Raw genomic sequence first — 25,979 nt, 5'->3', positions numbered from 1 at the left:
CACCTACCGTGACGCCATGGACCCTTCCGCGGTCTGGCGGGACAAGAACCACAAGTGGCGGATCGAGGCGTACCGGGCCCCGGACCTGCGCTTCGCGATCTTCGCCACGAACGGCCCCACCGAGTCGGCGCCGCTGTGGCTGTTCGGGATGGCCGCGCTGGCCCGCTGGCTGATGACCCACGCGATCTCGCTGGACGACCTGGAGACCGACTGATGGGCGTGCAGGTCGCGCTGGTGCTGGTGCTGATCCTGATCAACGCCGCCCTGTCCGGCAGCGAGATGGCGCTGGTGAGCCTGCGGGAGGGGCAGTTGCGCCGGCTGGCGCGGTCCGGGCGGGCCGGGGCGCGGCTGAGCCGCCTCACCCGCGAACCGAACCGCTACCTGGCCACCATCCAGCTCGGCATCACGCTCGCCGGGTTCCTCGCCTCGGCCGCCGCCGCCGTGACGCTGGCCGAGCCGCTGGTCGGCCCGCTGGGTTTCCTGGGCGCGGCCGCCCGCCCGGTGGCGGTGTTCCTGGTGACACTGCTGCTGACGTTCCTCACGCTCGTGGTGGGGGAGCTGGCACCCAAGCGGCTGGCCATGCAGACGGCGGAGCGGTGGGCGCTGGTCAGCGCCGGGCCGCTGGACCTGCTGGCCCGGCTGTCCCGGCCGGCGGTGTGGCTGCTCGGCCGCTCCACCGACCTGCTGGTCCGGCTCGCCGGCGGCGACCCGCGCGCCAGCCGGGAGGAGGTGACCGAGGAGGAACTGCGGGAGATGCTGGTCAGCCAGCGCGGCCTGTCCGCCCAGCAGCGGGAGATCCTCGCCGGGGCGTTCGACATCGCCGGCCGTACGCTGCGGGAGATCCTCGTCGCGCGCCGCGACGTGACCACTCTGCCCGCCGACCTGCCCGCGGCGGAGGCGATGCGCCGGCTGGCGGCCGGCGGCCGGTCCCGGGCGCCGGTGATCGGACCCGGCGGGCTCGACGACGTACGCGGCACCGTGCACATCCGCGACCTGGTGGACGCCGACGGCGCGCTCGTCGGCGACCGGGCCCGCCCGCCGGTGCTGCTACCAGGCACGCTGCCGGTGGCCGACGCGATGCGGCAACTGCGCCAGCGGCACGAGCAGCTCGCCCTGGTGGTCGACGAGTACGGCGGCGTGGACGGCCTGGTCACCATGGAGGACCTGCTCGAGGAGGTGGTCGGCGAGCTGTACGACGAGACCGACCGGGACGTGCGCCGCGCCGTGCGGGAGCCGGACGGCGCGCTGCTGCTGCCGGGCGACTTCCCGCTGCACGACCTGCCCGACGTGGGCGTCCGCGTGACGTTCCCGTTGTCCCGGGAGTACACCACGGTGGCCGGGCTGGTGCTGGCCGGCCTGGGCCGGCTCCCCGAGGGGCCGGGGGAGCGGGTGCGGCTGCCCGGCCTCACCGTGGAGGTGGTCGAGGTGGCGGGGCGGGCGATCCGCCGGGTCCGGCTGCGCGGCCCCGCTGTCGGCCGCACGCCGGACTGACACCCGGACGGGGGACAACCGCCCGATACCCGTCCCGGGCCGCGTCGCCGGTCGTACGGTCCGGGCGTGAAGGACCGAGGACTGCGTACGTTCGTCACCGTGCTGGCCGGACTGGCCGTGATCTACTTCGGCTTCTCCGGAAGTCGTGGCAGCGGCGAGGAGGGTGGCGTCTCCGGTGGCGTGGTGCTGCTCGCGCTGCTCGCCTCGCTGCTGGCCTGGAACCTGACCAAGCCCGGCCCGGCCAAGTAGCGACCCTCAGTGGGCCGTGGCGGCGCTGCGACTCACCTCGCCCGCCGACTCCTCGCCCAGGGCCACCCGCACCAGCGCCGACGCCAGCCGGCCGAAGTCGGCCTCGCCGACCAGCCCGACCAGGTCACCGGGGCTCGCCGGCAGGCCCAGCCGCCGCGCCCCGGCGAGCGTGCGCCGGTCGGCGTACGGGCGCACGTCCGGCCACACCGACTGCGCCTCCCGCAGGAAGATGTCCGCACCGGTGGGGCCGATGCCGGGGAACTCGGTGAGCAGCCGGCGCAGCACGGCCCGGTCGGCGCCGGCCTCCTTGTGCAGCCGGCGCAGGTCGCCGTGCCAGCGGTCCAGGCAGAGCCGGGCGCCGGTGCCGAGCATGGTGGCGGTCCGCTCGTCGTAGCGCCGGTAGTGGCCCCGGCCCAGCGCGTCGACCCGGTCCTGCCAGCTCGCCGCCTCCATCGCCTGCGGGGTGCGGTAGCCGGCGGCGAACAGCTCCCGGGCGGCGGCCACCGCCACCGAGGCCCGGATCCGGGTGCTCAGCAGCGTGGTGAGCACCAGCAACTGGTACAGCGGGCCGGGCCGGTCCGCGAGGGCGATGCCGGCCTCCTCCGCGTATGTGCGGTTCTGCCGTTCCAGCAGGGCGCGCGCGACGTTGCGATCGTCTGGCATCCGTCCGGCTTACCCGCCCCGGGCCCGGCCAGACCCCCGGGCCGATCCGGAATGCGCCGGGCGGCGGCGGGTACGCGGGTCGGGTGCGCGGTCGACGGCCGTGTGCTCCACCGGGAAGGAGAGACCCGTGGTCAAGCCGCAGCAGGAGGAACTGCGCCGGAACGACCTCGGCGCCACCAGCCAGGACAGCCGTAAGACGGCCACCCAGGCGGGCAGCCGTTCGCGAGGCCGGGGCACGTCGAACGGCGACGCGGGACGCCCGGTCCCCAAGGGACAGGTGTCGCCGTACGGCCCGGCCGGTGAGCCGGTCGCCGACGACGAGAGCTAGCCGCGAGCCGACGTCGGCCGCAGCCGCCGCCAGGTGGCTGCGGCCGACAGCCCGTACGCGAGGTGCGGGATCAGGTCGGAGACCCAGTCGCTGCGCCGCCAGGTACGCGGGTCGGTCACGCCGAGCACCGTCATCGAGCCATCGGAGGTGGCCATCACCCCGCCGCCGAGCACCACCGTGGCCAGCGGCAACGGGATTCGCCGGCGCGCGGCGAGCAGACCGAACGCGGCCCCCGCGGCGATGCCGGTGGCGTACCCGAGCAACGGCCCCAGACCGGAGCGGCGGTTCTCCGCCTCGTCGCCGGGGCCCAGGTCGACGTGTGTGACGTCGGCGAGCCGTCCGGCGACCGATTCCGGGGTGCTGCTGGCCGGCCGGGCCCGCAACGCCATGTCGAGGTACGAGACCGCGTTGAGGACGGCGCTGCCGACGGCGCCCGCGATGGCGCCGTCGACAACCGCTGCCGTCCTCACTTCGGGTCACCCGGTTCCCGGTTGCCCTTGGGGCCGTAGGTCCGTTCGCCCCGGACCACACCGCGTTGCCCCCGGTCGTCCTGGAGGATCCGGTTGGCGACCTGGTTCGCCTCCTTGTCCGACGCCCGTCCGGACTGTTCGACGAGGTCGCGAAGGCGTGCTCGCTGCTTGTCGTACGCGTTGCTGCCCGGCCGTGGTCCTGGCATCTCTGCCTCCTCCGGATCGCTGTCGGCTGACCGTAGGCGTCTACCCGCCCGGGCCGGGACCAACCGTTGCGGGCGCATCCCCGCCCGGCCGGGGCGCCGCTCAAGCGGGGGTGTGGACCACCGCTCAGCCGGGCGCGCCGGACGCCGTTCAGTCGGAGGCGCGGACCACCGCGACCGGGCAGGCGGCGCGGTGCAGGATCCCCTGGCTGACCGAGCCGAGCAGCAGCCCGCCCAGCTCGCCCCGGCCCTGCCGGCCCACCACGACCAGTTGAGCCCCGGCTGACGCCGTGGTCAGTGCCGCGACCGGTTTGGCGCGTACCGTCTCGGCGTGCACCGGCAGGTCCGGCCACCGTTCGCCGATCCCGGCGACCGCCTCGGTGAGCACCCGCTCGTCCTCCTCGGCCCCGCCCTTGCGCCCGGGCGGGGCGGGACGGGCGTGCACCACGTGCAGCGGCGCGCCCCACGCGGACGCGGTCTCGGCGGCGAACTCGACGGCGGCGCGCGACGGCGTGGAGCCGTCCACGCCGACCACGACCGGGCCGTCCGCGCGGGCGGTGCCGCGCGCGATCAGCACCGGGCAGTCGGCGTACGAGGCGACCTGCACCGCGACCGACCCGACCACGAGCGCGGCGAATCCGCCCAGTCCCCGGTCGCCGAGGACGATCAGGGCGGCGGTGGGGGACTCGCCGAGCAGCACCGCGGCGGCCTCCCCGTCGATGATCTCGCCGGTGATGCGCAGGCCGGGCGACTCCGCCTCGGCCGCCGCGACCGCGTCGGAGACCAGTTGCTCGGCCTGGTTGCGCAACCCGGCACCGGGTGGTGACCCGGCCGGCGCGGAGACCGGCACGCGCAGCAGCGGCCAGATGAAACCGTGCACCACCCGCAGCGGGCGGTTGCGCCGCCGCGCCTCCCGGGCCGCCAGACGCACCGCCCGTGTCGCGGGTTCGGAGCCGTCCACCCCGACCACCACCGCGGCCCCGTTCGCCGAGTTCACCCGTACCTCCTCGTGGCCGGCGCCCCCGCGGCCAGTATCGCGGCCCGGGTGGGCGGCCCGGGGCGATACCGCCGGGGTCGCCCGGTGGGTACGCTGGCGTGCAGCACCCAGGGGAGGGAGCCCCGTCGATGGATCAGCCGGACGGACCGAGCACCGCCCGCATGATCGACTACTGGCTCGGCGGCCGGCACCACCGTCCGGTGGACGTCGCCGCGGCCGCCGCTTTCGAGGCGGCGTACGGGCCCTGCGCGGCGATCTTCCGGTCGCTGCGTGGTTTCCTCGGCCGCACTGTGCAGGCGATGGCCGCCGACGGGATCGACGGCTTCCTGGTCTTCGGCGCGGGTGTGCCCACCTGCGGCAACGTGCACGAGGTCGCACCGGAGGCGACAGTGCTCTACACCGACGTGGACCCGGAGACGGTCCGCCTGGGCCGGAGCCTGCTCGCCGGCAGCGACCGGGCCGGGTACGGCTACGGCGACGCCACCGACATCGGGACCGTCGACCGGGCGCAGCTGCACCGGTTCGTGCCGGGCTGGGGGAGACGGCCGGTGGGTGTGGTCTTCCTCGGGCTGGCGGCGTTCCTGGACGACGACACGCTCGCCCGTACGCTCGACGAGCTGTACCAGGCGGTGGCGCCGGGCAGCCGGCTGGCGATCGACTTCGACACCGAGGAGCTGGCCGGGCACCCCGAGGCGCTGGCCATGATGGGCCCGGCGTTCCGGATGCGGGCGCCCGAGCGGTTCGCGCCGCTGCTGGGCCGCTGGCAGCCGACCGGCGACGGCATCGTGCCGGTGGCGCGGTGGCGGCCGGCCGGTGAGCCCGAGCCGGTGCCGGATGCGTTCCACGGCGCGCTGGCGTTCCGCACGGCCGGCTGAGCCGGTCCCGTCACGCCCGGCCGAGGCGGGGCGTTCGCCGTCTGGCGGCCTTCGTATGATGTTTGCCCTGTAGCAATAGTCGTCATCGGAGGATGAGCATGCCGGAGGCGTCCGGATCGGTGTCACGTGCCCTGCGCACGGCGCCACCCGACCAACTGGCGGAGACCGCGGACGCGGTGCTGCGCCAGACGCTCGGGGCCGCGCGGGCGGAGGTGTTCGTCGCCGACTACCGCGCCAGCGGACTCTGGCCGGTGCTCGACCCGGACGTGCCCGACGGCGGCCCGCTGCTGGCCCACAGCGTCGCGCAGCGCTGCTTCAGCAGCCAGGAGCCGGTGCTGGACATCGTCGAGGACGGCCGCTGCCGCGCCTACCTGCCGCTGTCGGTGTGGGGGGAGCGGCTCGGCGTGCTGATGGTGGAGCTGCCCGGCGACCCGGACGCGGCCACTGTGGAGGCCGCGCGCGACGCCGCCGGGGAACTGGCAGTGGCGATCCGGGCGGCCGACCGGGAGACCGACCGCTACCGGCGCGCCCGGCGGCGGGAGCGGCTGAGCATGGCTGCCGAGATGCAGTGGGACCTGCTGCCGGGGCGCAGCGTACGGCTCGGTGACGCGCTGCTCGCCGGGCAGCTCGAACCGGCGTACACCGTGGGCGGTGACCACTTCGACTGGTCGGTGGACGGCGACCGGCTCACCCTCACCGTGCTCAACGGCACCGGCAGCGGGCTGGCCGCGTCGATGCTCACGGCGATGACGGTGAACGCCATGCGCAACGCCAGGCGTTCGGGCGGCAGTCTGGTGGAGCAGGCGGAGCTGGCCTCGGACACCATCTACTACCAGCACCGGGGCGACCGGCACGTGGCCACGCTCCTGCTGGAGCTGGACAGCCGCCGGGGCGTGATGCGCGTGGTCGACGCCGGCTCACCGCAACTGCTGCGGCTGCGTGGGGGCCGCGTCACGCCGATCGCGCTGGAGCAGCAGCTGCCGCTGGGCATGTTCGCCGAGACGCGCTACGACGTGCAGGAGTTCACTCTGGAGCCGGGCGATCGCCTCTTCGTCGTCAGCGACGGGGTGTACGCGGCGGAGCCCGACGAGCAGGAGCCGTACGGCGTCCGGGCGATGGCGCGTGCGATGCGGTCGACTCGGCTGCAGCCGGCGACCGAGGCAGTTGGTACGGTGATGCGCGAACTGCACGCGTACCATGCCGACGCGGATCTCCGCGACGACGCGGTCGTCGTCTGCCTGGACTGGCGCGGCCCCAGCCGGTCCGACGACGTGACGGGGCAGTGACCGGGGCTGCGGAGCGAACACGAGCGGGACGATCGCAGGGGACGGCGAGTGGAGCGACCTCCGAATCTTGCCGCGGCCATCGAATCGGCTGCGGAGGCGCTCATCGGTGTGCTCGACTCGGCGACGTCCCGGCACACCGTCGGCGTCTCGCCCACCCAGCTGCGGGTGCTGTCGCTGATCGTGTCGCATCCGGACACCAACGTGAACCGGCTGGCCGAGCTGCTGGACGTGGTCCCCTCGTCGGCGAGCCGGTTGTGCGACCGTCTGGAGGCGGTCGGCCTGCTGCGCCGGGTGGCGGACCCGCGCGACCGGCGGGAGGTGCGGCTGATCCCGACCGCTGCCGCCGACACGCTGCTGCGCGACCTCCAGGAGAGACGGCACCGGGCGGTGCAGGCCGTGCTCGACCGGATGCCCAACCGGGTGCAGCACGAGCTGCTGCTGGCGCTGGTGGCGTTCAGCCAGGCCGCGGCGGCCACCGCCCCGCAGGCCGGCTCGGACTCGACCGCCCGTACCGCCTGATCCCTCGTACCGATGTCCGCCCTGCGTCCCACCGCTCAACTAGTGTCCTAGGACGCTTTAGCGGTTGTGACGGTCACCACCGTGACACCACTGAGCAACGACGCAGCGGGCCACCGGGCGAGAGCGGCGAGCCCGATATAGTGGCAGCGCAACTGGGCGGCCCGTGATCACCACGAGGGCGGGCCGCGTCGGGGAGGTCCCAGCCCGGGATCACAGAGGGCGCCGGCGTCTGACCGGCCGGCAACGCGCACGTCCCTCCAGCGGCCGTTCATCCGGCTGCCGGACCGTGCTGCGAAGGGAGGGTTCGGTGTCGCGTCGGCCGGCTCCAGCGGAGCAACCGGATTCCGGGACCGCCACGGTCGTGGGAGACCGCGTCCTCACGCTGCCCAACCTGATCAGTTTCGTCCGGCTCGTCGGCGTACCGATCTTCCTCTACCTGTTCCTCGTGGTGCGGGCCGACGTCGCCGCCATCGCGGTGCTCGCCGTGGGCGGCACCAGCGACTGGGTGGACGGCTGGATCGCCCGCCGCCTGGGCCAGGTGAGCCGGCTCGGGGAGCTGCTCGACCCGCTGGCCGACCGCCTCTACATCCTCGCCACGCTGCTCGCGTTCACCGCCCGCGAGGTGGTGCCCTGGCAGTTCACCGGCGCGCTGCTGGCCCGGGAGCTGCTCCTGCTGGTGTCCCTCGGGGTGCTGCGCCGGTACGGCTACGGCCCGCCGCCGGTGCACTACGTGGGCAAGACCGCGACGTTCCTGCTCCTGGCGGCGTTCCCCATCCTGCTGCTGGCCGACGCGGTGCCGGACGCCGGCACCGCCGCAGGCGCGATCGGCTGGGGCCTGGCCTGGTGGGGCCTGGTCCTCTACTGGGTCGCCGGCGCGATGTACGTGGTCCAGGCGAGCCGCCTCGTGCGGGCCATGCGGGCGCGGCGTACGGAGGCGGCGGCATGACGACGCCGTCACGGGACGGGGACAAGGAACGCGACCCGTCGACCCGGGTGTACGCCCCGGACTTCCTGACCGAGCTGTTCCGCAATCCGCTGGACCCGGGGTACGGGGACGCGGCGGCGCGCCGGGCGACGGGCTCCATGTCGCGGCTGCGGGAGGTGCTGGGCCGGCCGGTGAGCCTGGTGGTGCTGGCGCTGATCGGTTTCCTGTTCGCGGTGGCGTACCGGGAGACGGTGGCGGAGGAGCCGAGCCGCGCGACGGCGCGGGCGGGTCTGGTCGCCGAGATCAAGGGGCGGGAGGCGGAGACCGACCGGTTGACCGAGCGCGCCGAGCAGTTGCGTGAGGAGGTCGGCCGGCAGCGGGACGCGGCGTTGAGCGGTTCGCAGGCGTCCCGGTTGCGCACGCTGGAGGCGGGCACCGGCCTGGCCCGGGTGCGGGGGGACGGCGTGGTGGTGCGGCTGGCCGACGCGGCGGCGGACCAGGACGGGGTGACCGGCGGGGACGCGGGCCCGTCCCGGGTGCTGTATTCGGATCTGCAGAAGGTCGCGAACGCGTTGTGGGCGGCGGGCGCCGAGGCGGTGGCGGTGAACGGGCAGCGGTTGACGGCGACGTCGACGATCCGTTCGGCGGGTGAGGCGATCCTGGTGGACTACCGGCCGGTGACGGGCCCGTACGAGGTGCAGGCGATCGGGCCGAGGTCGATGCGGGACCGGTTCGACGAGAGCCGGGCGGCGGCGTTGATGCGTGAGGTGGCGCGGACGACGGGTCTGTCGTTCGGGGTGAAGCGGGTCGACGACCTCACCTTGCCGGCGGCGCCGCAGCCGCGGCTACGCTACGCCGAGCCTCCGGCGAGCCCGGGTCCGAGCGCGAGCGCGCGCCCGTCGGGTTCGGGTGGCGCCGGTTCGTCGAGTCCCGGGTCGTCCGGCCCGGGTGGTTCTTCCAGCCCCTCGGGAGGTGGCCGATGATCGCGGTGCTGGCGTTGCTCGCCGGTGTGGTGCTCGGGGTGTATCTGGACCCCACGGTGCCGGCGGCGTTGCAGCCGTATCTGCCGATCGCTGTGGTGGCCGCGTTGGACGCGGTGTTCGGTGGGGTGCGGGCGAAGCTGGACCGGATCTTCGACGACAAGCAGTTCGTGGTGTCGTTCATCTCGAACGTGCTGGTGGCGGGTCTGATCGTGTACCTGGGTGACCAGTTGGGCGTGGGCGGTCAGTTGTCCACCGGTGTGGTGGTCGTGCTCGGGGTGCGCATCTTCGGAAATGTGGCGGCGATCCGCCGGCACCTGTTCCGGGCGTAGGTTTGTGGCGATGAGCGAGGAACACAGGGAGACGGGTACCGGGTGGCCGCGGCCGGGGGAGCCGGCGCGGCCGTCGGGTCCGGCGGGTGAGCCGGATCCGCGCCCGGACGCGCCCGATCCGGACGAGTTGAGCCCGTTGGCGCCGGTGGAGCCGGTGCCGGACGAGGCGGCGGAGCCCGCGGAGCGGGAGGCGGTGCCGGAGTCCGAGCCGGAGCCGGGTGCGGCGGCCGGTGCCGGTGCGCCGTCGGCGGCGCGGCGGTTCTCGTCGGCGGGCGCGATGATCGCGGTGTTGCTGGCGTTGCTGGGTTTCACGCTGGTGGTGCAGTTCAAGACGACGTCGACGGATCCGACGCTCGCGGCGACGCGGGAGGAGGACCTGGTGCGGATCTCGTCGGATCTGGATTCGCGGGAGCGGCGGCTGCGCCAGGAGATCGAGTTGCTGGAGGAGAGCCAGCGGCAGCTGCGGTCGGGTGAGCAGGGCCGGCAGGCGGCGCTGGAGGAGGCGACGCGGCGGGCGGACGAGCTGGGCATCCTGGCGGGTACGTTGCCGGCGGTGGGTCCGGGTCTTGAGGTGCGGTTCTCGGGGCCGGCGAAGGCGGTGTCGTCGACGCGGATCCTGGACGCGGTGCAGGAGTTGCGGGGTGCGGGCGCGGAGGCGATGCAGATCCAGGGCACGGACGGTACGGCGGCGCGGATCATCGCGTCGACGTATTTCGTGGACGGGCCCGACGGTGCGCTGGTGGTGGACGGGCGGCGGTTGACGGGTCCGTTCACGATCATGGTGATCGGTGATCCGGCGACGATGCGTACGGCGTTGAACATTCCCGGCGGGGTGGTCGCATCGGTGCGGGACGGCGGCGGTAACGTGACCTCCGAGGATCGTGAGGTTGTGGAGGTTTCGCAGCTGCACGCGCCGATCAAGCTGGACCACGCCCGGCCGGTCTCGTGACCGGTCGCGGCCGCGCCGGTTTCTCCGGTGCACCGATGACGAAGGACGCAGTTGGTGATTCCTGAGGATCTGCGGTACACCGCCGAGCACGAGTGGGTGGTCGGTGGTGACGGTGGTGTCGTCCGCGTCGGTATCACGCACTTCGCGCAGGACGCCCTGGGTGACATCGTGTTCGTTCAGCTGCCGGAGCCGGGTGCGGTGGTGGCGGCGGGTGAGTCGCTGGGCGAGATCGAGTCGACGAAGAGCGTGTCGGAGATCTACGCGCCGTTGAGCGGCACGGTGGCGGCGCGCAACGAGGCGTTGGCCGACACCCCTGAGGTGATCAATACGGATCCGTACGGTGCGGGGTGGTTGGTGGAGATCACTCCGGACGATCCGGCGGCGGTCGAGGGTCTGCTGACCGCCGATGCGTACCGCGAGCTCACCGAGAGCTGAGTTCGTGCTGTTCCGGGCGGCGGCGAGGTTCCGCGCGTCCGGTTGCCCTGCATTTCGGCGCTGGCTAGGCTCGCCCAGTCGACCGAGAACCAATAGTTTGAGCGTTGCGGAATGCGCCTTCCCGGGCACGGGGAGCCAGCCGCCGGGTGTGGTGTTGCCCGGCGGCCAGACCCGCCATTCCCTGACGCCGACCGAACAGATCCGTGAGGTGGTCCCATGACGCGCCCAGACGACGAGTTCCCCCCGCTCGACGTCACTTCGACGCTCAATCTCGGCTCGCTCGACGAAGTGCTGGAGGGCCCGGACACCGATGTGGTGCCGAGCCGGATGTCCGGCTCGTTGCCGCCGGGTATGGCGTTGCTGGTGGTTCGCCGGGGTCCGAATGCGGGTGCCCGGTTCCTGTTGGACCACGATGTGACGACGAGTGGGCGGCACCCGGACAGTGACATCTTCCTGGACGACGTGACGGTGTCGCGTCGGCACGCGGAGTTCCACCGTGACGGTGGGACGTTCACGGTGCGGGATGTGGGCAGCCTGAACGGCACGTATGTGAATCGTGAGCGGGTCGAGGCGGCGACGCTGAGCAACGGTGACGAGGTGCAGATCGGCAAGTTCCGGGTGGTGTTCATCGCCGGTCCGCGCCCGGAGGAGGAGGCCGGCCGGGGGTGAACGAGCCTGCGGCTTCGACGCCGTCCGGGGCGGCGCGGGCGCCTGCGCTGATGAGTATCGGCGAGGTGCTGGCGCAGTTGCGGCCGGAGTTTCCGGACGTCACGATCTCGAAGTTGCGGTTCCTGGAGGCCGAGGGCCTGGTGGAGCCGCAGCGGACGCCGGCGGGTTATCGGAAGTACGGCTGGGACGATGTGGCGCGGTTGCGGTTCGTGTTGACCGCGCAGCGGGATCAGTACCTGCCGTTGCGGGTGATCCGGGAGCAGTTGGCCCAGTGGGACGGGTCTGGTCCGTCGCCGGGGCGGGGGCGGCCGAATCTGGTGGCTGTGGGTCCGGGTGGTGAGGTTCCGGGCCGGGAGCCGGTGGAGTCGGTCGAGTCGTCGGAGGTGCGGCTGGACCGGGCGGGTCTGATCGCTCGTAGTGGTGTGGACGAGTCGACGCTCGCGGAGTTGGAGCGGCTGGGTGTGCTGGTGTCGGATCCGCCGGGGTGGTACGACGCGGACGCGTTGATCATCGCGAGTGCGGTGGCGGGTCTGGCGGCGTACGGGCTGGAGCCTCGGCATCTGCGGGCGTACCGGTCGGCGGCGGATCGTGAGGTCGGGTTGTTCGCGCAGTTGGTGGCGCCGTTGGCGCGGCAGAGCGATCCGGCGGCGCGGGCCCGGGCGGCGGAGACGGCGCGGGAGTTGCTGGCGTTGTCGCAGCGGTTGCACGCGGCGTTGGTGCGGGTGGGGCTGCGGTCGACGTTGGGCCGGTGAGGTCGGTGCGAGGGGCCGGGTGCGGTGTGCGCCCGGCCCTTCGTCGTGGGTGGGCGCGGAAAGATCTGGTCGGCGGAGCGTGTCGTAGGCTTGCCGGGGTATGCCCGTCCGGCGAGGCGTGGTGCACGTAGCGCGTGGGACTCCCGTGTCCTGGTCCGTGTACCGTGCAGGGAAGGGCGCGGTGCATGGTGACGACGACACGGAGGCGGCGGTGCGCGAGCTGAGCGTGGTCGGAGTTCGGGTGGAGTTGCCGAGCAACCAGCCGATCGTCCTGCTGCGGGAGGTCGAGGGGGACCGCTATCTGCCGATCTGGATCGGCGCGGTCGAGGCGACGGCGATCGCTTACGAGCAGCAGGGGGTCAAGCCGGCCCGGCCGTTGACGCACGATCTTCTGCGGGATGTGCTGACGGCGTTGCAGGCGCCGTTGCGGGCGGTGGAGATCACCGAGTTGAAGGAGAACGTGTTCTACGCGGATCTGCTCCTCGGTGACGGTGTGCGGGTGTCGGCGCGGCCGAGTGACTCCATCGCGTTGGCGTTGCGGGTGGGTGCTCCGATTCGTTGTGCGGAGCAGGTCCTCAGTGAGGCGGGGATCGTGATCCCGGACGAGCAGGAGGACGAGGTGGAGAAGTTCCGGGAGTTCCTGGAGCAGGTGCGTCCGGAGGACTTCGCGGGTTGAGGTGTCCCGGCCGGGTGGCCGGGGTCGGCGCGGCGGTGGTTGTCACGGCAGGTGGCGGCCGGCCGCCGTGTGTTTTTGTTGCCGGGTGGTGGCGCGGCGTGTCGCGGTGTCTTCTGCGGGTGAAGTCCGGGGGGCGGCGTTAGGGTTGCCGTGTCGAGGGGTGCGCGTACGGGGAGTCGGCGCGGCACCGCCACGGGCGCGGGGAGGTTGGTCCGGATGCACGAGCCACGGGATCCTGGTCCGGGTGCGGAACAGCAGGCGGGTGTGGGGGCCGATCCGGCCGGTGACGGCGAGGTCGGCTACCGGGGTGTGACCGCGTGTTCGGCGGTGGGGATCAGTTACCGGCAGTTGGACTACTGGGCGCGTACGGCGCTGGTGGTGCCGAGTGTGCGCGACGCGTCGGGTTCGGGGACGTCGCGGTTGTACTCGTTCCGCGACCTGGTGGTGTTGAAGGTCGTGAAGCGGCTGCTGGACGCCGGGGTGTCGTTGCAGAACATCCGCAAGGCGATCGAGGCGTTGCGGTCGCGTGGGGTGGACGATCTGGCGGGCATCACGTTGATCTCCGACGGGACGACCGTGTACGAGTGCCGGTCGCCGGAGGAGGTGGTCGACCTGTTGCAGGGCGGCCAGGGGGTGTTCGGCATCGCGATCGGTGGTGCGTTCAAGGAGATCCAGGGTTCGTTGTCGCATCTGCCGGCGGAGCCGGTGGGTGGGCAGGAGCCGGCCGTGCCGGTGGTGGAGCCGGAGTCGGACTCGGAGTCGGTGGGTGACGAGCTGGCGGCGCGCCGGGCGCGGCGCCGGGCCGGGTGACCTGCGTCGCGTCTCGTTGACGGGATCGCGCCGCGCCCGAAAAAGGGTGTGGCGCGATTCGTGTTTTGGTGACGGGGTGTGGTCCTCGCCTGTGGGCTGAGGTGATCGGACGGTGTGGACCGGTCCGGGTGAGGGTCGGCGCAGGTCACGGCATGTGTGCGCGTGATGTCCGAAAAGGACGGTACGTCGTGCGTGTTGACGGCCTGTGTGTGACCGGCTGCGGTGCGTCCACCGACTCGGGTCGCGTTGTTGACTGTCCGTGATTGACAGTTCTCGGGATCAGGACAGGGTCGGCGTGAAGTGTCGTTGCGGGCGCGCTATGGTCCGTTCCGGTCGTCGGCGTGTCGACGTCACGGCGGAACGCTGTGTGACGCCGCGCCGGACGGCGAGCCCCTGCCGCGGCGCTGCCCGCGGACCCCTTGTGGAAGGACCGAGCATGACGGTGACGAGCGAGACCACCCCGATCTCCCACTACGAGCGCATCGGCGGCGCGGCCGCGGTGAAGGCCGCGGTGGAGCTGTTCTACGACAAGGTGCTGGCCGATCCGGATCTGGCCGGCTACTTCGCCGACGTGGACATGGTGGAGCAGCGGCGGCACCTGGCGCTGATGCTGGCGGTCGTGCTCGGCGGTCCCAACGAGTACGCGGGCCGTGGCCTGGAGGAGGCGCACCAGCCGCTGAACATCACCGGTGAGCACTACGCGAAGGTCGGTGAGCATCTGACCGCGACGCTGGTGGAGCTGGGCGTGCCCGCGGACGTGATCGCCGACGTGCAGGTCGTGCTCGGGCAGGTGCGGGAGCAGGTCGTGTCGGCGGGGGACGCCTGAGCGTGGACGTCGCACGGCTCAAGCAGAGCTGGTCCCTGGTCGCCGCGCACGGCGACCAGGTGCCGCTCTACTTCTATTCGACGCTGTTCCTGGCGCATCCGGAGACCCGGCAGATGTTCCCCACGAACATGGCCGGGCAGCGGGACCGTCTGGTGGCCGCGCTGGGGCATGTGGTGTCCCACGTGGATCAGGTGGACCGGCTGGTCGGGTTCCTGCGGGACCTCGGCGCGGATCACCGGAAGTTCGCGGTGCGCGCCGAGCACTACCCGGCGGTCGGTGAGGCGCTGCTGGCGACGTTGCGGCACTTCTGCGGTGAGGCGTGGACGGAGGAGCTGGCGGCTGACTGGACCGCCGCGTACGGGCTCGTCGCGCAGGTGATGACCGAGGGCGCGCAGGCCGCGGAGTCGAAGTCGCCGCCGTGGTGGGTGGCGGAGGTGCTGACCCACGAGCAGCGCACGTTCGACGTGGCGGTGCTGACCGTACGCCCGCAGTATCTGTTGCCGTTCACGCCCGGCCAGTCGATCGGGGTGTCGCATCCTGCGGTGCGGTCGTGGCGGTACTACTCGCCGGCGAACGCGCCGCGTCCGGATGGCACGGTGGAGCTGCACGTGCGGGCCGCGCCGGGTGGTGTGGTGTCGTCGCGTCTGGTGTACGGGTGCGCGGCCGGTGACCAGATCCACCTGGCGTCGCCGGTGGGCGACCGGTTGACGTTGTGGCAGGCCGGGTCGTCGGATCTGCTGCTGCTGGCCGGTGGGACCGGCTGGGCGCCGGTGAAGGCGCTGGTGGAGCAGGTCGCGGCGGAGGGTTCGGGCCGGCGGGTGGACCTGTACGTGGGTGCCCGTTCGCGGACGGAGTTCTACGACAGCGAGGCGATCGACAAGCTGGCGGCGACGCATCCGTGGCTGCGGGTGTCGTACGTGGCCGGTGCGGATCCGGCCCGGCCGGGCGAGTCGGTGCGCATCGCCGACCGGGTGCTGGCCGACGGGGACTGGCGGTCGCGGCACGTGTACGTGTGCGGCTCGGACGAGATGGTGGGTCATTCGGTGGCGGCGTTGACCGGTGCCGGGTTCCAGCCGGGCCAGGTGCACCACGAGGGTTACGGCAAGCACTGGTACGGCCCGGCGTGGCGGACGATGACGGGGGCTGACGAGTCGGAGGTGAGCCGGTGAGCGCGGGTCCGATCAGCAGTTACGACGCGCAGCAGGTGTCCGGTCCGGTGCAGGTGCGGTTGACCTCGGACCGGGTCCGGCGGTGGGAGTTCGGGTCGGCGGCGTTCACGCGGCGCGGCTACGACCAGACCGATGTGGACCGGTTCCGGTTGCAGGTGGCCGACGAGCTGGATCTGCTGGCGGCGCAGGTGGCGAACCTGCGGGCGGAGAACGAGCGGCTCAACGACCATCTGGAGCTGCACCGGCACGGGGTGATCCCGAGCACGGAGGCGGCGGTGGCGCCGGCGGCGAAGGAGGTCAACCTGTTGTCGGCGGCGCAGCGGGAGGCCGAGCAGATCATCGCGCAGGCCCACGACTATGCCCGCCGGGTCGCCGAGTACGCCCGTACCCAGTACGAGAGTTACATGCGGGCGGCGGCGGAGGAGGCGAAGCGGGAGGCCGAGCGGGCGGTGACGGAGTACCGCAGTACCGCCGGGAGCGGCTTCGACGACTCGGTGGCGACGCGTGAGGCGCTGCGGATCTTCGGCGAGATGATGATCTCGCACATGCAGGCGGCGGCCCGGCACCTCGACGACGGCAGTGAGCAGTTGTCGCGCACGATGGAGCGGATCGCGCGGGAGTTGCCGCAGGGCGGCGGGACCGCGCCGCAGCCGGCGTTGTCGCGGCACCAGCGTTGAGCGGCGTCCCGGCCCGTGTGCACGGCGGGCCGGGACGCGCCGGCGGGTGTCAGGCGGCGACGGCTGCGATCGCGTCGGCGATGGGGGTGTCTCCGCCGACGAGTTCCAGGGTGTGCCCGGCGGTGGCCGGGGCGTACAGCAGGGCGAGCAGCACCCGGGCCACGTCGGCGCGGCTGATCGCGCCGGCTTCGACGTGCCGGGCCAGGGTGATGCGGCCTGCGGGTTCGTCGTCGGTGAGGCGGCCGGGCCGCAGCACCGTCACGTCGAGGTCCCGCGCGGCGACGTCGTCCTCGGCGGCCTTCTTGGCCCGCAGGTACGCCGCCCACACGTCGTCGGTGCCCTCGGACGGTGCGGCGTCCACGCCCATGGAGGAGACCAGCAGGTAGCGGCGTACCCCGGCTCGTACGGCGGCGTCGGCGAGCAGCACGGCGGCGCCGCGGTCGACGGTGTCCTTGCGGGCGGCGCCGCTGCCGGGTCCGGCGCCGGCGGCGAACACGACAGCGTCGGCGCCGGCCAGGTGGGCGGCGAGGGCGTCGACGTCGGTGTGTTCCAGGTCACACACGACGGGTTCGGCGCCGGCGGCGCGCAGCGCGGCGGCGTGGTCGGGGTTGCGGATCAGTCCGAGCGCGGCGTCTCCGCGTCCGGCCAGTTCCCGCTCCAGCAGTTTGGCGATCTTTCCGTGCCCTCCGGCGATGACGACGCGCATGGGCTCAACCTAGCCCGCCTGGCCGCACCCCGCCGCGCGACCGCCGCACGGGTGGGAGGTGCGGGGTCCGGCGAGGGAGCATGGACGGGTGAGTGAGGCGTTCGAGGAGTTGACGCGGCTGGTGGCCGCCGGTGACGTGGTGGTGCTCAGCGGCGCGGGCCTGTCCACCGAGTCGGGCATTCCGGACTACCGGGGGCCCAGTGGCGCGGCGCGCCGGCACACCCCGATGACGTACCAGGAGTTCACCCGGGATCCGCTGGCCCGGCGGCGGTACTGGGCGCGCAGCCACCTGGGCTGGCAGACCATCGCCCGGGCGGCGCCCAACGACGGGCACCGGGCGGTGGCCCGGCTGCAGGACGCCGGGCTGCTCGGCGGGATCATCACCCAGAACGTCGACGGGCTGCACACCGCCGCGGGCGCCACCGGCGTGATCGAGCTGCACGGCCGCCTCGACGAGGTGACGTGCCTGGACTGCGGTAACGCCACCGGCCGTGACGAGCTGCATCGGCGGCTGTCCGAGGCGAACCCGGGCTTCGACGCGCGGGTGGCGCGCGTCAACCCCGACGGCGACGTGGACCTGCCCGACGAGGCGGTGACCGGGTTCCGCGCCGTCGACTGCGGGGTCTGCGGCACCGGCATGCTGAAACCGGACGTGGTGTTCTTCGGCGAGACGGTTCCCGCGCCCCGCGTCGCGGACTGTTTCGCGCTCGTCGAGCGGGCCCGGGCGCTGCTGGTGCTCGGGTCGTCGTTGACGGTGATGTCGGGGCGGCGGTTCGTGCTGCGGGCGGCCCGCCACGGCATCCCGGTGGCGATCGTCAACCAGGGCGTCACCCGCGGCGACGGGTACGCGGCACTGCGCCTGGACGCGCCGCTGGGCGCGACGCTGTGCGCGCTGGCCGACCGGGTGGCGGCGGCGCCGGCGCCGGTGTGATCAACCCCCGGGACATGAGCCGGAAACACGCCCGCTGGTAGCGTGGGAAGTGCCGGTACCACCCACGTGGGAGAGACCGTCGATCCGACGGCGCCGAAGGGGCAGATTCTCCCCGGAACCTCTCAGGCAAAAGGACCACGTGGGCAGGCGCTGTGGAGCGCGTCAGCGCGACTCAGGGGGAGGCCGACCCGTCGACCTCGCCCCACCAAGGAGCGCAGCGCATGACCGCAGAGCAGTTCGCCGACCGGCACATCGGCCCCGGCCGCGACGACGAACGCCGGATGCTGGACACCGTCGGTTACGGCTCCGTCGACGAGCTGATGGACGCCGCGATCCCCGAGGTGATCCGCTGGCACGGCACCCTGGACCTGCCCGCCCCGGCCAGTGAGCGGGAGGCTGTCGCCGAGCTGCGCGCCCTCGCGTCGCGCAACACCGTCGCCGTGTCCATGATCGGCCTGGGTTACCACGGCACGCACACCCCGGCGGTGATCCGCCGCAACGTGCTGGAGAACCCCGCCTGGTACACCGCGTACACGCCGTACCAGCCGGAGATCAGCCAGGGCCGGCTGGAGGCGCTGCTGAACTTCCAGACCATGGTCACCGACCTGACCGCCCTGGCCACCGCGAACGCGTCGATGCTCGACGAGGGCACCGCCGCGGCCGAGGCGATGACGCTCGCCCGCCGCGCGTCCAAGAGCAAGAGCCCGGTGTACGTGGTCGACGCCGACGCGTTGCCGCAGACCGTCGCGGTGATCGCCAGCCGCGCCGAGCCGCTCGGCATCGAGGTGCGCGTGGTCGACGTCGAGCGTGACGAACTGCCGGCGGAGTTCTTCGGCCTGCACCTGCAGTACCCGGGCGCCTCCGGCGCGGTCCGCGACCACCGGGCGCTGGTCGACGCGGCGCACGGCGTGGGCGCGCTGGTGACGGTCGCCGCGGATCTGCTGGCGTTGACGCTGCTGCGCCCGCCGGGCGAGATCGGCGCCGACATCGCCGCCGGCACCACCCAGCGGTTCGGCGTACCGATGGGCTTCGGTGGGCCGCACGCCGGTTACCTGGCGGTGCGCTCAGGCCTGGAGCGGATGCTGCCCGGCCGCCTCGTCGGGGTGTCCCGCGACGCCGACGGCAACCCGGCGTACCGGCTGGCGTTGCAGACCCGTGAGCAGCACATCCGCCGGGAGAAGGCGACCAGCAACATCTGCACCGCCCAGGTGCTCCTCGCGGTGATGGCCGGCATGTACGCCGTCTATCACGGCCCGGACGGGCTGCGCGCCATCGCCCGGCGTACCCACGAGGCGGCGGCGCGGCTCGCGGCCGGGCTGCGCGCCGGGGGCGTGCAGGTCGCGGACGTCGCGTTCTTCGACACCGTCACCGCGACCGTGCCGGGCCGGGCCGCCGAGGTGGTCGCAGCCGCCGCGGCGCGCAACGTGAACCTGCGGCTGGTCGACGCCGACCGGGTCGGCGTCTCCTGCGACGAGACCACCACGCCCGCGCACCTTCAGGCGGTGTGGGCGGCGTTCGGCGTCGACGGGTTCGACGGCGACACCGACGCGGCCCTGCCCGACGGGCTGGCCCGCACGTCGGACTTCCTCACCCACCCGGTGTTCCACAGCCACCACTCGGAGACGGCGATGCTGCGCTACCTGCGCCGCCTGGCCGACTTCGACTACGCGCTGGACCGCGGCATGATCCCGCTGGGGTCGTGCACGATGAAGCTCAACGCCACCACCGAGATGGAACCGATCACCTGGCCGGAGTTCGCGCACCTGCACCCGTTCGCGCCGGACGAGCAGACCGCCGGGTACCGGGAGCTGATCGCGCAGCTGGAGGGCTGGCTGGCCGAGGTGACCGGCTACGACGCGGTCAGCGTGCAGCCGAACGCCGGGTCGCAGGGTGAGCTGGCCGGGCTGCTGGCGATCCGCGGCTACCACCGGGAGCGCGGCGAGGGCCACCGCGACGTGTGCCTGATCCCGTCGTCGGCGCACGGCACGAACGCCGCGTCAGCCGTGATGGCCGGCATGCGGGTCGTGGTGGTCGGCTGCGACGCCGACGGCAACGTCGACCTGGTCGACCTCGACGCGAAGATCGACAAGCACCGGGACGCGCTCGCCGCGATCATGGTGACGTACCCGTCGACGCACGGCGTGTACGAGACCGGCATCGCCCAGCTGTGCGCGAAGGTCCACGACGCCGGCGGTCAGGTGTACGTCGACGGCGCGAACCTCAACGCGCTGGTCGGGTTCGCCAAGCCGGGCCGGTTCGGGGCGGACGTGTCGCACCTGAACCTGCACAAGACGTTCTGCATCCCGCACGGCGGCGGCGGCCCGGGTGTGGGCCCGGTGGCGGTGCGCTCGCACCTGGCGCCGTTCCTGCCCGGCGACCCGCTCGGCGCGCGCGCCGACGGGCGGCCGGCGATCTCGGCGGCGAACCACGGGTCGGCGGGGATCCTGCCGATCCCGTGGGCGTACCTGCGGATGATGGGCGCCGACGGGCTGGCCCGGGCCACCGGCGTGGCGGTCCTGGCGGCGAACTACGTCGCGGCGCGGCTGCGGTCGCATTTCCCGGTGCTGTACACCGGCAACAAGGGTCTGGTCGCGCACGAGTGCATCCTGGACCTGCGTCCGTTGACCAAGGCCACCGGCGTGACCGTGGACGACGTGGCGAAGCGGCTGATCGACTACGGCTTCCACGCGCCGACGATGTCGTTCCCGGTGGCCGGGACGCTGATGGTGGAGCCGACCGAGAGCGAGGACCTGGCCGAGCTGGACCGCTTCTGCGACGCGATGATCGCGATCCGGGCGGAGATCGACAAGGTCGGCTCGGGGGAGTGGCCGGCGGGGGACAATCCGCTGTCGAACGCGCCGCACACCGCGGCGATGGTGTCGGCCGACGAGTGGCCGCACCCGTACCCGCGGTCGGTGGGCGCCTACCCGGCGGGTGTGGACCGGGCGGGCCGGTACTGGCCTCCGGTGCGGCGCATCGACGGCGCGTACGGCGACCGGAACCTGGTCTGCTCGTGCCCCGCGCCGGAGGCGTTCGAGGACTGAGCGGCTGACGCCGGGGCGGTGGGCTCTCGCCGCCCCGGCCGGTGCGCCGGACGGTCATGACCGGCGCGTACGCTCACTGACGCTGCGTGATCGCTCAGGCGACGAGGGCGTGGCGGGCCGGACCCCGGTGCGGGGCGATGGTGCGCCCGTCGGGGAGCAGCTCACCGGTGTCCTCGAAGACGATGACACCGTTGCAGAGCAGGCTCCAGCCCTGCTCAGGGAAGCAGGCGAGTACGCGGGCGGCCTCGCGGTCGGTCGCGTCGGCGGAGGGGCAGGTGGGCTGGTGCTGACACATCGGGTTCTCCGGACTGTGGGGGCACTGTGTCATGGTTCACATGACCAGTGACGCACAGTACCAAGGAAAACTGAGCGGCAACGAGCAAGGATGCGTCTTGTTCACCCAGAATGGGCTGAACGGATGACCCGTAACGGCCCGGACGTCGTGGAAGCGCTCCCACAGGTGGAGGTCGATGCTCCCGGCGCCCCGCCCGGATGCCGCCGCCGGCTCGTCGAGACCGCCCGGCTGCACTGGCGTATCGGCGACGGCGGCGACCCCGCCGACCTGGCACAACGCTTCCTCGCCGCACACGGCATCGACCGCGGCGACCTCGCCCGGCCCGGCCGCCACGACTCCGACGCCGGAGTGTGCGGCGCCGCGCTGTACCTGTCCGCCGCCGCCGGCGCGTACACCCTCGGCGTGTCGCCCGACGCGCCCAGCCCCGCACCGGCGCTGCCCGACCTGGTCGTGGTCGTCTACCACCACACCGACCGCCCCGCGGCGCCCCGGCCGCCGGCCCCGGCCCCGTGGCGGCTCGGACCCTGGCAGGACAGCTGGACCCCGGCCGCGCACGCCGCCGCCGTCGCCGCGGTCCGCGACGCCATCGCCCGCGGCGACGTCTACCAGGTCAACATCGTCGGCCACGCCGCCGCCGGCTACACCGGCGACCCGCTGCCCGCGCTGGCCCGCCTCGCCGCGCTACCCGGCGCCCGCTACGGCGGCACCCTGCACGGCCCCGGCTGGGCACTCGGCTGCGCCTCCCCGGAAACCCTCATCGCCGTCGAACACGGCCGGCTGGTCACCCGCCCCATCAAGGGCACCCGCCCGGCCACCCCCGCCGGACGCCGCGACCTGCTCACCTCGGCCAAGGAACGCGCCGAACACGTCATGATCGTCGACCTGGAACGCAACGACCTGGCCCGCGTCGCCCGCACCGGCTCGGTACGCGTCGACGAGCTGTTCGCCGTACGCCGCTGGTGTGACCTGTGGCAGGCCGAGTCGACGGTGTCGGCGGCGCCCGCCGACGGCCTCGGCCTGGCCGACCTGCTGCGCGCGGTCTGCCCCGGCGGGTCGGTCACCGGCGCGCCCAAACACGCCGCCCTGGCCCACATCGCCGCGCTGGAGCCGGTCGGCCGCGGCGCGAGCATGGGGGCGCTCGGCTGGGTCGGACCCGACCGCCTCGACCTGGGCCTGACCATCCGCACCGCCGCCGCCGACGGGAACCTGCTGCACCTGTGGGCCGGGGGAGGCATCACCTGGGACAGCGACCCCGCCGCCGAGGTCGCCGAGGCCGCCGCCAAGGCCGCCCCGATCCGCGCCCTGCTCGCCGGCTGACGGGTCGCCCGGCGGCCCGGCCTTCCCGCTGCGGCCCGGCCTCTCTCGGCGGCCTGGCTTGTCGCGGCGGCTCCGCGGGCCGGTAGCGGCCGTGCGCGGCGCCTCGGGCTACGCGGGCGGTGGCGGCCGTGCGCGGCGGCTCAGCCGGCGGTGGCGAACTCGTCGAGGGCGGCGACGACCCGCTCGCCGATGCCGTGCCCGCCGCCGTGACCGCCGGACTCCACGATCTCCAGCCGCGCGTCCGGCCAGCCCTGGGTCAGCAGCCACGCGATGTCCGGCGGGCCACTGACGTCCAGCCGGCCCTGCACCAGCACCCCCGGAATGCCCGCCAGGCGGCCCGCGTCGCGCAGCACCTGCCCGTCCGGCTGGAAACCCCGGTTCGCGAAGTAGTGCGTCACCAGCCGGGCGAACCCGTACCGGAACACCGGATCGTCGAACCGGGGATCCGGCGCGAACCCACCGGCGAGCGACACGTGCACGTCCTCCCAGTCGCACCAGTCCCGCGCCGCCTGCTCCCGCACCGCCGGGTCCGCGTCGTTGACCAGCCGCGCGTACGCCGCCGACAGGTCACCGTCACGGTCGGCCTCGGGCACCCCGCCACGGAACCGCGCCCACTCCTGCGGGAACACCCGGCCCATGTCCCGGGTCACCCACTCGATCTCCCGGTTCGTGTTGGCGACCACGCTGAACAGCACCAGCGCGCTGACCCGCCCCGGGTGCCGCTGCGCGTACGCCAGCGCCAGCGACGACCCCCACGACGCGCCGCACAGCAGCCACCTGTCGATCCCCAGATGCGCGCGCAGCAGCTCCATGTCGGCCAGCAGATGCCCGGTGGTGTTCACCGACAGGTCAGTGGACGGATCCGACGCCGGGGGAGTGCTGCGCTCACAGCCACGCTGGTCGAACAACACGATCCGGTACGCGGCCGGGTCGAACAGCCGCCGCCACGACGCGCCCGCCCCCGAACCGGGCCCACCGTGCACCACGAGCGCCGGCCGGCCGTCCGGATTGCCGCACGTCTCCCAGTACACGCGCTGCCCGTCCCCGACGTCCAGCATCCCGTGCGCGTACGGCTCGATCGGCGGATACATGCGGCGGCCTCCCTGCGACAGTGTCCGCACACCCTACGAGCCCCGCCGCCCCGGCGGGTGCCCCCCGCGCAGCGGTAAGCAACGGATAGCCTTCCGGACATGACTATGCGCCCCATCCGGATCATCGGCGACCCCGTGCTGCGCACCCCCAGCGAACCCGTCACCAGCTTCGACGCCGAACTGCGCGCCCTCGTCACCGACCTGATGGACACGCTGCTCGGCGCACCCGGCCGCGCCGGCGTCGCCGCACCCCAGATCGGCGTCAACGCCCAGGTGTTCGTCTACGACGCCGACGGCCACCGCGGCCACATGATCAACCCCACGCTGGAGGTGTCCGACGAACTCCAGGACGACGAGGAGGGCTGCCTGTCCATCCCCGGCCTGTACTTCCCGACCCCCCGCGCGCTGCACGCCACCGCCCACGGCTACGACCAGCACGGCGAGCCGCTCACCGTCGCCGGCAGCGGCTTCCTCGCCCGCGCCCTGCAACACGAGACCGACCACCTGCGCGGACGCCTCTACGTCGACACCCTGCGCGGCGACACCCGCCGCCGGGCCCTGCGCGAGATCCGCGCCGGCCGGTTCGACTCACCCAGCCGCGGCCGCTGACGTCAACGCGCACTCGGTGAACCCGGCCACCCGGGAGAACCCCAGCCGCTCGTACAACCGCACCGCCGCCGCGTTGTCCGCCCGCACGTTCAACGTCACATGATCCACAGACGCGCGCAGCCGGGCGCACAACGCCGCCACCACACCCGCACCCAGACCACGACCCCGCACGTCCGGATGCGTCGTCACGTTCCCCAGCGCCGCCACCCGCCAGCGCGGCGAGAACACGTGCACCCCCGCCACCGCCACCAGCCGGCCGTGCTCCCGCACCCCCACGTACTGGCCCGTCTCCAGCATCCGCGCATCGAACCAGTTCCCCGGATACGCCACCGCGTACAACGCGGCCAGCTCCGCCGCGTCCGCCGGCCCCAACGGCTCACCCACCGCCGGCACCGCCGCCAGCCGCCCCGGATCCGTCAACGCCATCCGGTGATGCGCCGCCGCCTCCGACACCACGAACCAGCGGCCCAGCGTCGCCTCCAGACCGGGGGACAGGTGCGCCCACATCCGCGCCGGCAACACCGGCGCCGCCTCCGTCAGCAACCCCGCCAGCTCCGCCACCCGCTCCGGCGCCGCGAACGCCAGCAACGTCGGCAACTCGACCCCGTGATACAGCAACACCACCTGGTCGCCACGCCGGAACCACGACGTGTACGGCCAGAAGAAATCGTCCAGATCACCCAACTGGTACGCGTGCAACACCGGATCCCGGCCCAGCAGACCCGCCAGCACCGCCCGGTCGTGCTCCGCCCGCACCGCCACCGCGATCAGCCCGCCGTCCACTGGTCGTAACCCAACCGGGCCACCAGCGCCAGCACCACCACCAGCAGCACCACCCGCACGAACCCGGCGCCCCGCCGCAACGCCATCCGCGCGCCCACAGCCGCCCCCACCACGTTGCACACCGCCATCGCCGCGCCCAACGCCCACCACACATGCCCGGTCAACCCGAACACCACAAGCGCGCCCAGGTTCGTGCCCGCGTTCACGACCTTCGCCATCGCCGAGGCATGCACGAAATCCGAACCCAGAATCGCGGTGAACGCCAGCACCAGGAACGTGCCGGTACCCGGCCCGATCAACCCGTCGTACAGAGCGATACCCAGACCGGCCACCGCCACCGCCACCACCACCCGCGCCGGGGTCCGCCGCTGCGGCGACGCCACCACACCAAGCGACGGCCGCGCCAGCACGAACACCGCCACCGCCACCAGCACCACGAGCACCACCGGCCGGTACGCGCTACCCGGCACCGCACCCGCCAACGCCGCACCCAACCCCGCCGTCAGCACCGCCAACCCGGCCGCCGGACCCGCCACCGCCCAGTCCAGCTTCGTGCGCCGCGCGTACGTCACCGCCGCCGTCGACGTACCGAAGATCGCCGCCAGCTTGTTCGTGCCCAAGGCCGTCGCCACCGGCACACCCGGCGCCGCCACCAGCAACGCCGGCAACAACAACAGACCGCCGCCACCCACCACCGCGTCCACCCACCCCGCCAGAAGGGCAGCGGTCAGCAACGTCGTCAACGACAGGGCATCCACCGACGCATTCTGCCCACGCCGCCACCAGCGACGAGACCACCTGTGGCCAGCCTCACCGCCCCCGGCGACGCCGCAACCACACCCCGACCGACCCCACCGCCACGAACACCAGCATCGAACAGCACAGCAGTTTCAGCACCCGGCAAGACTCCCACGACGACGTA

32 protein-coding genes and 1 riboswitch are annotated in these 25,979 nt (G+C 73.3%); of the genes, 23 read left to right on the top strand and 9 right to left on the bottom strand.

Annotated elements, in window-relative coordinates:
- Positions 1–16 precede the first annotated feature (16 nt).
- The 3 genes from FB455_RS23160 to FB455_RS23150 all read left to right on the top strand — a co-directional run bounded on the left by FB455_RS23160 (position 17) and on the right by FB455_RS23150 (position 1,740).
- Entirely contained in the window at positions 17–214 is a 198-nt protein-coding gene (locus FB455_RS23160; RefSeq protein ID WP_013286387.1) for a hypothetical protein, read from the top strand.
- On the top strand, positions 214–1,491 hold the full coding sequence (locus FB455_RS23155) for a hemolysin family protein (RefSeq protein ID WP_013286386.1): 1,278 nt from the start codon (positions 214–216) through the stop codon (positions 1,489–1,491). The genes FB455_RS23160 and FB455_RS23155 overlap by 1 nt, the downstream gene beginning before the upstream one ends.
- Before the next feature lie 66 nt (positions 1,492–1,557).
- Positions 1,558–1,740, top strand: coding sequence for a hypothetical protein (locus FB455_RS23150; protein WP_013286385.1), 183 nt, complete (start codon positions 1,558–1,560; stop codon positions 1,738–1,740).
- A 6-nt stretch (positions 1,741–1,746) separates the two neighbouring features.
- Here FB455_RS23150 and FB455_RS23145 read toward each other — a convergent pair whose 3' ends face one another.
- Complete coding sequence (locus FB455_RS23145) at positions 1,747–2,403, bottom strand: hypothetical protein (RefSeq protein WP_013286384.1); 657 nt, start codon at positions 2,401–2,403, stop codon at positions 1,747–1,749.
- Between the two features lie 127 nt (positions 2,404–2,530).
- Here FB455_RS23145 and FB455_RS23140 point away from each other — a divergent pair, with 127 nt between their 5' ends.
- Entirely contained in the window at positions 2,531–2,731 is a 201-nt protein-coding gene (locus FB455_RS23140; RefSeq protein ID WP_013286383.1) for a hypothetical protein, read from the top strand.
- Here the strand turns inward: FB455_RS23140 and FB455_RS23135 are convergent.
- From FB455_RS23135 to FB455_RS23125, 3 genes are all read right to left on the bottom strand, one after another.
- A complete protein-coding gene (locus FB455_RS23135) occupies positions 2,728–3,201 on the bottom strand; it encodes a hypothetical protein (protein WP_013286382.1) in 474 nt (157 codons plus the stop codon). The genes FB455_RS23140 and FB455_RS23135 overlap by 4 nt on opposite strands.
- A complete protein-coding gene (locus FB455_RS23130; RefSeq protein ID WP_013286381.1) occupies positions 3,198–3,407 on the bottom strand; it encodes a hypothetical protein in 210 nt (69 codons plus the stop codon). The genes FB455_RS23135 and FB455_RS23130 overlap by 4 nt, the downstream gene beginning before the upstream one ends.
- Before the next feature lie 148 nt (positions 3,408–3,555).
- Entirely contained in the window at positions 3,556–4,401 is an 846-nt protein-coding gene (locus FB455_RS23125; RefSeq protein ID WP_030272211.1) for a universal stress protein, read from the bottom strand.
- A gap of 128 nt (positions 4,402–4,529) precedes the next feature.
- On the opposite strand from FB455_RS23125, the gene FB455_RS23120 reads away from it, so the two are divergent.
- The 15 genes from FB455_RS23120 (at position 4,530) to FB455_RS23050 (ending at position 16,281) form a co-directional block, all read left to right on the top strand.
- Entirely contained in the window at positions 4,530–5,276 is a 747-nt protein-coding gene (locus tag FB455_RS23120) for an SAM-dependent methyltransferase (RefSeq protein ID WP_013286379.1), read from the top strand.
- A 98-nt stretch (positions 5,277–5,374) separates the two neighbouring features.
- Positions 5,375–6,562 carry a PP2C family protein-serine/threonine phosphatase gene (locus tag FB455_RS23115; RefSeq protein ID WP_030272213.1) on the top strand — a complete coding sequence of 396 codons (1,188 nt, stop codon included), beginning with the start codon at positions 5,375–5,377 and terminating at the stop codon, positions 6,560–6,562.
- A 48-nt stretch (positions 6,563–6,610) separates the two neighbouring features.
- Positions 6,611–7,081: a MarR family transcriptional regulator gene (locus tag FB455_RS23110; protein ID WP_013286377.1), complete on the top strand. Its 471-nt coding sequence runs from the start codon at positions 6,611–6,613 to the stop codon at positions 7,079–7,081.
- Positions 7,082–7,388: 307 nt separating this feature from the next.
- The gene (clsA, locus tag FB455_RS23105; RefSeq protein WP_013286376.1) at positions 7,389–8,027 is read left to right on the top strand and encodes a cardiolipin synthase ClsA; all 639 of its coding nucleotides are present in this window, start codon (positions 7,389–7,391) and stop codon (positions 8,025–8,027) included.
- Positions 8,024–8,989, top strand: coding sequence for a DUF881 domain-containing protein (locus FB455_RS23100; protein ID WP_030272215.1), 966 nt, complete (start codon positions 8,024–8,026; stop codon positions 8,987–8,989). Before clsA ends, FB455_RS23100 begins: the two co-directional genes overlap by 4 nt.
- On the top strand, positions 8,986–9,318 hold the full coding sequence (locus tag FB455_RS23095; protein ID WP_007071104.1) for a small basic family protein: 333 nt from the start codon (positions 8,986–8,988) through the stop codon (positions 9,316–9,318). Before FB455_RS23100 ends, FB455_RS23095 begins: the two co-directional genes overlap by 4 nt.
- A 10-nt stretch (positions 9,319–9,328) precedes the next feature.
- Complete coding sequence (locus FB455_RS23090) at positions 9,329–10,267, top strand: DUF881 domain-containing protein (protein WP_013286374.1); 939 nt, start codon at positions 9,329–9,331, stop codon at positions 10,265–10,267.
- A 54-nt stretch (positions 10,268–10,321) separates the two neighbouring features.
- A complete protein-coding gene (gene gcvH / locus FB455_RS23085) occupies positions 10,322–10,702 on the top strand; it encodes a glycine cleavage system protein GcvH (protein WP_013286373.1) in 381 nt (126 codons plus the stop codon).
- Between the two features lie 216 nt (positions 10,703–10,918).
- Positions 10,919–11,371 (top strand): oxoglutarate dehydrogenase inhibitor Odhl, encoded by a 453-nt coding sequence (gene odhI / locus FB455_RS23080; RefSeq protein ID WP_007071101.1) that lies wholly within the window; start codon positions 10,919–10,921, stop codon positions 11,369–11,371.
- A 50-nt stretch (positions 11,372–11,421) separates the two neighbouring features.
- Positions 11,422–12,123, top strand: coding sequence for a transcriptional regulator FtsR (gene ftsR / locus FB455_RS23075; protein WP_174361714.1), 702 nt, complete (start codon positions 11,422–11,424; stop codon positions 12,121–12,123).
- 211 nt (positions 12,124–12,334) lie between these two features.
- Entirely contained in the window at positions 12,335–12,799 is a 465-nt protein-coding gene (locus FB455_RS23070) for a bifunctional nuclease family protein (protein ID WP_036311069.1), read from the top strand.
- A gap of 216 nt (positions 12,800–13,015) precedes the next feature.
- A complete protein-coding gene (locus tag FB455_RS23065) occupies positions 13,016–13,609 on the top strand; it encodes a MerR family transcriptional regulator (RefSeq protein WP_013286370.1) in 594 nt (197 codons plus the stop codon).
- 436 nt (positions 13,610–14,045) lie between these two features.
- The gene (locus tag FB455_RS23060; RefSeq protein WP_013286369.1) at positions 14,046–14,435 is read left to right on the top strand and encodes a group I truncated hemoglobin; all 390 of its coding nucleotides are present in this window, start codon (positions 14,046–14,048) and stop codon (positions 14,433–14,435) included.
- Between the two features lie 2 nt (positions 14,436–14,437).
- Positions 14,438–15,604, top strand: coding sequence for a globin domain-containing protein (locus FB455_RS23055; protein WP_013286368.1), 1,167 nt, complete (start codon positions 14,438–14,440; stop codon positions 15,602–15,604).
- Entirely contained in the window at positions 15,601–16,281 is a 681-nt protein-coding gene (locus FB455_RS23050; RefSeq protein ID WP_013286367.1) for a DivIVA domain-containing protein, read from the top strand. Before FB455_RS23055 ends, FB455_RS23050 begins: the two co-directional genes overlap by 4 nt.
- A gap of 49 nt (positions 16,282–16,330) precedes the next feature.
- Here FB455_RS23050 and FB455_RS23045 read toward each other — a convergent pair whose 3' ends face one another.
- Positions 16,331–16,987: an NAD(P)H-binding protein gene (locus tag FB455_RS23045; RefSeq protein ID WP_145754955.1), complete on the bottom strand. Its 657-nt coding sequence runs from the start codon at positions 16,985–16,987 to the stop codon at positions 16,331–16,333.
- A gap of 88 nt (positions 16,988–17,075) precedes the next feature.
- Here FB455_RS23045 and FB455_RS23040 point away from each other — a divergent pair, with 88 nt between their 5' ends.
- Entirely contained in the window at positions 17,076–17,918 is an 843-nt protein-coding gene (locus FB455_RS23040) for an NAD-dependent protein deacetylase (protein WP_030272221.1), read from the top strand.
- A 57-nt stretch (positions 17,919–17,975) separates the two neighbouring features.
- Positions 17,976–18,066, top strand: a riboswitch (glycine riboswitch).
- 73 nt (positions 18,067–18,139) lie between these two features.
- Positions 18,140–20,962, top strand: a complete 2,823-nt coding sequence (gcvP, locus tag FB455_RS23035) for an aminomethyl-transferring glycine dehydrogenase (protein WP_145754954.1) — start codon at positions 18,140–18,142, stop codon at positions 20,960–20,962.
- A 94-nt stretch (positions 20,963–21,056) separates the two neighbouring features.
- On the opposite strand, the gene FB455_RS23030 is transcribed toward gcvP, so the two are convergent.
- Positions 21,057–21,257 (bottom strand): DUF5999 family protein, encoded by a 201-nt coding sequence (locus FB455_RS23030; RefSeq protein WP_013286363.1) that lies wholly within the window; start codon positions 21,255–21,257, stop codon positions 21,057–21,059.
- 123 nt (positions 21,258–21,380) lie between these two features.
- On the opposite strand from FB455_RS23030, the gene FB455_RS23025 reads away from it, so the two are divergent.
- Complete coding sequence (locus FB455_RS23025; RefSeq protein ID WP_145754953.1) at positions 21,381–22,574, top strand: chorismate-binding protein; 1,194 nt, start codon at positions 21,381–21,383, stop codon at positions 22,572–22,574.
- Positions 22,575–22,714: 140 nt separating this feature from the next.
- On the opposite strand, the gene pip is transcribed toward FB455_RS23025, so the two are convergent.
- Entirely contained in the window at positions 22,715–23,665 is a 951-nt protein-coding gene (gene pip, locus FB455_RS23020; RefSeq protein WP_145754952.1) for a prolyl aminopeptidase, read from the bottom strand.
- A 99-nt stretch (positions 23,666–23,764) separates the two neighbouring features.
- On the opposite strand from pip, the gene def reads away from it, so the two are divergent.
- Positions 23,765–24,274 carry a peptide deformylase gene (gene def / locus FB455_RS23015; protein WP_145754951.1) on the top strand — a complete coding sequence of 170 codons (510 nt, stop codon included), beginning with the start codon at positions 23,765–23,767 and terminating at the stop codon, positions 24,272–24,274.
- Here def and FB455_RS23010 read toward each other — a convergent pair.
- Positions 24,254–25,057 (bottom strand): GNAT family N-acetyltransferase, encoded by an 804-nt coding sequence (locus tag FB455_RS23010; protein WP_030272228.1) that lies wholly within the window; start codon positions 25,055–25,057, stop codon positions 24,254–24,256. The genes def and FB455_RS23010 overlap by 21 nt on opposite strands.
- Positions 25,042–25,815: a sulfite exporter TauE/SafE family protein gene (locus FB455_RS23005; RefSeq protein ID WP_176739673.1), complete on the bottom strand. Its 774-nt coding sequence runs from the start codon at positions 25,813–25,815 to the stop codon at positions 25,042–25,044. Before FB455_RS23005 ends, FB455_RS23010 begins: the two co-directional genes overlap by 16 nt.
- Positions 25,816–25,979 lie beyond the last annotated feature (164 nt).

Source organism: Micromonospora sp. CNZ296, from assembly GCF_007827635.1.
This window is presented reverse-complemented; position numbering and strand designations above follow the sequence as displayed.